This is a genomic window from Mesorhizobium sp. M7A.F.Ca.MR.362.00.0.0 (assembly GCF_004023175.1).
In the GTDB taxonomy this organism is placed as follows: Bacteria; Pseudomonadota; Alphaproteobacteria; order Rhizobiales; family Rhizobiaceae; genus Mesorhizobium.
This window is the reverse complement of sequence record NZ_RZTF01000411.1, coordinates 1-5,554: the sequence shown is the minus strand read 5'-3', so window position 1 is coordinate 5,554 and position 5,554 is coordinate 1. Positions and strand designations below refer to the sequence as shown.

The following is a 5,554-nucleotide window of genomic DNA, read 5'->3' as shown; positions in this document are numbered from 1 at the left end:
CATCAGCGAGCCTCCCGAATAGCGGACGTTGAGGTCCGACATGCCGATGCTCATCAGGATCATCTGCAGGTCCGACATCAGCGGAGAGCCGGGTAGGGGGGCAACCCAGGGAAAGCTGGTCAGGTCATGCGCCCTGAGGCGGCGATTTCGCAGCAGGGGATGGTCGGGCCGGCAAGCCACGACGTTGCGTCCGGGCAGGATTTCCGTGAATTCGAAGCCGGGTCCCAGGTCGAGCACGCCGATCGGCACGATCCCGAGATCGATCTGGTTGCTCTCCAGCGCCGCGACCATCTCGGGCAGGTTCATATAGCTTTGCTGGACGGTGACCTCGGGCTCGAGCTTCTGGAATTCTCCGATCATCCGGCTGATCATCGCATCCATGAAGAAAGGCACACCGCCGACACGGACGACGCCCTTGGTGCCTTTCATGAAGCCCTGCACCGCATCCGACGCCTTGCGCGACGCGGTGATGATCGTGCGGCCCTGCGCCGCCAGCTGGAAGCCGAGCGGTGTCGCCTGCAGCGGCCGGCGGCCCTTGAGGAAAAGCGGCTCGCCCACCCGTGCCTCCAGCATGGCCAGCGATCGGCTGACTGCCGGCTGGGTCAGGCCCAGCATAGCGGCTCCTTCCGACACGCCGCCTGCATCCAGCACCGCGGCGAGCTGCATGAGGTGGCGCTCGTTCAGCTTCATAGCAAAACGCTATACAAGGGACGCCACATCTCATCAAGCATCGCGTCGGGCCGTGCTATCCCGCTTGGCAAGGGGAAGGGAGGCCCCGGCGGAATGCACGGCCAGCACGACCCGAAGCGAGATGAATTCCCCAAGGCGATCTCGACGCAGGCCGAGGAATTCTCACGGCGCCTGACGGCAATGGGCCAGTCCCGCCTGGCGGCGGCGGCACAGGCAGCCGTCGACGGTTTGCACGCGCTGATCGTCGAGTTGCGGCCCTCCGGCGAGGAATTCCGGCAGGCGATCGATTTTCTGACCGAGGTTGGCCACTACGCCGATGCGCGGCGCCAGGAATGGGTGCTGTTCGCCGACGTCCTGGGCGTGTCTTCGCTGATCGAGGATCAGAACAGCCCGCGCCCTGTTGGGGCGACCCCAAACACCCTGGCCGGCCCCTTCTACCGGGCCGACGTGCCGGAGATGCCGCTCGGCGCGAACATTTCGCGCGATCACAAGGGTGAGCCGCTGGAAGTTGCCGGCCGGATCGTCGCGCTCGACGGCGCGGGGATCGGCGATGCGGTGGTCGAGATCTGGCAGGCCAATGCCGAGGGTCTCTACGAGAACCAGGAACCTGATAGGCAGCCTGAATTCAATCTGCGCGGACGCTTCCGTACCGATCCGCAGGGGCGGTTCCGCTTCACGACGGTGAAGCCGAAGGGCTACACGCTGCCGTCGGACGGCCCAGTCGGCCAATTGATGTCGGCACTTGGCCTTGGCCTCGTGCGGCCGGCCCACATCCATTTTCGCGTCTCGGCGGAGGGCTTCGAAACGCTGACGACCCACATCTTCGACCGGTCGGACCCCGCGATCGGCCGGGATGCCATCTTCGGGGTCAAACCCGAACTCATGGCCGAGTTCCGCGCGCTGCCGCCCAACGGAGGAAAACGGAAGCACGCGCTCGACCTCAACCTCGTGCTCTGCCCGCAGCGGCGGGGCGAAACCGAAACCTCTGGGAGGAGATGACCGATGGCACGTGTCAGCGGCTACCACCATTTGACGCTCTCGACCGACAGCGCTCAGGAAGATTTTGATTTCTATACCAAGGCACTGGGCCTGCATTCGGTCAAGCGCACCGTCTTGTTCGATGGCGTCATCCCTGTCTACCACCTCTATTACGGCTCGCCCAACGGCGATGCCTCGACGATCATCACCACCTTCCCGTTCCGCAAGCCAGGCGTCTATGGCCGCCGCGGGTCCAACCAGTCGCGCACCATCATGCAGTCGATCCCCAAGGGGGCCGTGGATTTCTGGGTCGACCGGTTGAACGCGCGCGGCATCGAGGCCATCAAGATAACTCGTTTTGGCGCCGACCGTGCGGCTTTCGCACATCCCTGCGGCATCCCGCATGAGCTGGTGGAAAGCGACAGGGATCCACGCGCGCCCATCGCCAACGAAACGCAGGGCATCGGCAAGGCCCACGGCATCAAGGGAATCTACGGCGCCGTGGTGGCGGTGATGGACCGCACCGCCATGGACGACTTCCTGACCATCGCATTGCCGATGGAGAAAGAGGCCGACGACCACGAAGGGCTGGTGTTCCGCGTGCCCGACGCGGCCGGCGTCGCTCAGCGCGTGGAGGTCATTGTCGATCGCGACAGCCCGCAGGGCACCTGGACGCTGGCTGGCGGCACCATCCACCATCTAGCCCTCAACACCGGCGACGAAGAGAACCAGCTGAAACTGCGCGCCCATATAGAGGGCCTCGGCTTCACGGATATATCGGAGCAGAAGGACCGCAACTACTTCAAGTCCTGCTATGTCCGCTCGCCCGGAGGCGCGCTGTTCGAAATTGCCTGGACCACGCCGGAAGGCTGGGCCAAGGATGAGCCTCCGGGCCAGATCGGCAAGACGCTGGTCTTCCCGCCGTGGTTCAAGGACCGCGAGAGCGAATTGCAGGCCGGCCTGGAAGAGGCGGATTTCACGTGAGTTCAGGCAGCGGTCCGCTCCGGCTTGGGCCAAGAGGCCCGGAGGCGAAGGCGATCTGCGTCTTCGTCCACGGCCGCGGCCAATCGCCCGAAGAGATGCAGTCGCATGTGCTGTCGCGGCTTTCCGCGACCGCCGTGGCCTTTATCTTGCCGCGTGCACCACACGGCATGTGGTGGGAGGCGCGTGCCGTCGACCCGTTGACGCCGGTCGCCCGCGCGCAGCTTTCCGACGCGCTCGACCACCTTGCGGCCGCAATGGTCGCGGCGCGGGCCGAACTGCCCGGACTGCCGATTCTTCTCGCGGGCTTCTCGCAAGGGGCGTGTCTGTCGATCGAATATCTCTGCGCGGGGCTGCCGCCGCCGGACGCTTTGGCGGCCTTCACGGGCTGCCGTGTCGGCGTTCCGGCGGACGAAAGATCCGAGGCGGCGCCGGCCGGAATGCCGATCTATCTTTCCGGTGGCGATGCCGATCCCTGGATACCGGTCTCGGCGTTTGCCGATGCCGCGCAATCGCTGGGCCGGTTTGGCGCGAGCCTGCGGGCCGATCTGTTCCCGGGCCGCGGCCATGAGGTCTCGGACGCCGAGATCGCCATGCTGGGCACGATCCTCGACGACCTCGCGGCCGGACGCGGCCCGCGCATGGAGGCGGCGCGATGATGGACAGCTTCACCTTTCCGGGCCTGACGACACGGGTAGTCTTCGGTGCCGGCAGCATGGCTCGCGTCGAGGAGGAAGTCCGGCGGCTCGGCCATGACAAGGTGATGGTGCTGTCGACGCCGCACCAGAAGGGCGATGCGGAAAGACTGGCCGCAAGCCTTGGTGGCCTCGCAGCCGGGATCTTTGCCGGCGCGGTCATGCATACCCCTGTCGATGTCACGGAAAAGGCCGTCGATGCCTTCCGCAGCAGCGGCGCTTCGGCGGTCGTCAGCCTCGGCGGCGGCTCGACCACCGGGCTCGGCAAGGCCATTGCCGTGCGCACCGGCGCCGACCAGGTGGTCATTCCCACCACCTATGCCGGCTCGGAAATGACCGACATCCTCGGCGAGACCACGGCCGGCGAGAAGACCACCCGCCGCTCGCCGGGCATCCGCCCCGAGACGGTGATCTACGACGTCGATCTGACATTGAGCCTGCCGGTAGGTCTCACCGTGACCTCGGCGATGAACGCGATCGCTCATGCGATGGAGGCCTTGTATGCCCCCGATCGCAACCCGGTGATCGTGCTGATGTGCAGGGATGCCATGATTGCCTTCAAGGACGGCATTCCAAGGCTGATCGGCGACCCGCAGGATCGCGCGGCGCGGACGCAGGCGCTCTATGCGGCGTGGTGCTGCTCGACCGCACTCGGCTATGTCTCGATGGCGCTGCATCACAAGCTGGCGCATGTCTTCGGCGGCTCGTTCGATACGCCGCATGCCGAAACCCACGCCATCCTGCTGCCCTACACGACCGCCTTCAACGAAACGGCGGTGCCTGATCTGCTGCGCCCGATCGCCGAAGCATTCGGTAGTGGCTCGGCGGGCGTCGGGCTCTGGGATTTCGCACAGTCGGTCGGCTCTCCGCTGAGCTTGAAGGCGATCGGCATCGAGGAGACCGATCTCGACCGCGCGGCGTCGATCGCGGTCAAGAATGCCTATGCGAATCCGAGGCCAATCGATCGGGGATCGATAAGGGAACTCCTTCAGGCGGCGTGGGAGGGACGCCGTCCGGGGGCTTGAGAATAAAACAAGAGGGAGGAACTACAGTGATCACAAGACGCAGCCTACTGAAAGCCGCGGCGGCGACAGGCCTGGCGCTGGCCGGTTCGCGCCTGGCGACGCCGGCCATCGCGCAAGGCGCCAAGATCCGCCTGGGCTATGTTTCGCCGCAGACCGGGCCGCTTGCCGGCTTCGCGGAGAGCGATGCCTACAACATCAAGGCCTTCCTCGCTTCCGAGGCGGGCAAGAACTTCGAGGTCATCGTCAAGGACAGCCAGTCGAATCCCAATCGCGCGGCCGAGGTGGCGAAGAGCTTGATCGTCGATGACGAGATCAACCTGATGCTCGTCGGCTCGACACCCGAGAACACCAACCCGGTGGCCACCACCTGCGAGGCGGAGGGCGTGCCGGTCATCTCGACGATGGCGCCGTGGCAGCCCTGGTTCATCGGCCAGCAGGGCAATCCGGCCGATCCGTCCTCGTGGAAGCCTTTCAATTTCGCCTATCATTATTTCTGGGGTCTCGAAGACATCATCGCCGTCTACACCGGCATGTGGAAACAGCTTTCCACCAACGGCAAGGTGGGCGGGCTGTTCCCGAACGATGCCGACGGCAATGCCTGGGGCGACCCGAAGAACGGCTTGAAGCCGGGTCTCGATGCCGCCGGTTTCAGCCTTGCCGATCCCGGTCGCTATCAGAACCTCTCGGACGATTTCACCGCGCAGGTCAACGTCTTCAAGGCGGCCAATGCCGAGATCGTCACCGGTGTGGTCATTCCGCCCGATTTCACCACCTTCTGGAACCAGGCCCGTCAGCAGGGCTTCAAGCCCAAGGCGGTGACGGTGGCCAAGGCGATCCTCTTCCCGCAATCGGTCGAGACGCTCGGCGACGCAGGCCACAACCTCTCGTCCGAGGTCTGGTGGTCGGCCTCGCATCCGTTCAAATCGTCCGTGACGGGCGAGAGCTCGGCGGAACTCGCGGCGGATTTTACCGCCAAGACCGGCCGTCCCTGGACCCAGCCGATCGGTTTTGTCCATTCGCTGTTCGAGGTGGCGGCCAATGTCATGGGCCGCGTGTCGGATCCAACCAATGCCGAGGCGATCGCGGCGGCGATAGCGGCCACCGACATGACGACGGTGGTGGGCAAAGTGGCCTGGAGCGGTGCGGGATTGCCACCTTTCGCCGCGAAGAACGTCTGCAAGACAC

General features: G+C 65.3%; 6 protein-coding genes. 5 read left to right on the top strand and 1 reads right to left on the bottom strand.

Annotated elements, in window-relative coordinates; genetic code table 11:
• A partial coding sequence (locus EOC06_RS31575; RefSeq protein ID WP_164898834.1) for a LysR family transcriptional regulator occupies window positions 1–690 on the bottom strand: 690 nt, incomplete at its 3' end.
• A gap of 93 nt (window positions 691–783) precedes the next feature.
• On the opposite strand from EOC06_RS31575, the gene EOC06_RS31570 reads away from it, so the two are divergent.
• The 5 genes from EOC06_RS31570 to EOC06_RS31550 all read left to right on the top strand — a co-directional run.
• Window positions 784–1,689: a dioxygenase gene (locus tag EOC06_RS31570; protein ID WP_128309630.1), complete on the top strand. Its 906-nt coding sequence runs from the start codon at window positions 784–786 to the stop codon at window positions 1,687–1,689.
• A gap of 3 nt (window positions 1,690–1,692) precedes the next feature.
• On the top strand, window positions 1,693–2,652 hold the full coding sequence (locus EOC06_RS31565) for a VOC family protein (protein WP_127266441.1): 960 nt from the start codon (window positions 1,693–1,695) through the stop codon (window positions 2,650–2,652).
• Window positions 2,649–3,308, top strand: coding sequence for an alpha/beta hydrolase (locus EOC06_RS31560; protein WP_128309629.1), 660 nt, complete (start codon window positions 2,649–2,651; stop codon window positions 3,306–3,308). The genes EOC06_RS31565 and EOC06_RS31560 overlap by 4 nt, the downstream gene beginning before the upstream one ends.
• The gene (locus tag EOC06_RS31555; RefSeq protein ID WP_164898835.1) at window positions 3,308–4,369 is read left to right on the top strand and encodes a maleylacetate reductase; all 1,062 of its coding nucleotides are present in this window, start codon (window positions 3,308–3,310) and stop codon (window positions 4,367–4,369) included. The genes EOC06_RS31560 and EOC06_RS31555 overlap by 1 nt, the downstream gene beginning before the upstream one ends.
• 26 nt (window positions 4,370–4,395) lie before the next feature.
• The coding region (locus EOC06_RS31550) for an ABC transporter substrate-binding protein (protein ID WP_128309627.1) at window positions 4,396–5,554 on the top strand (1,159 nt) is incomplete at its 3' end.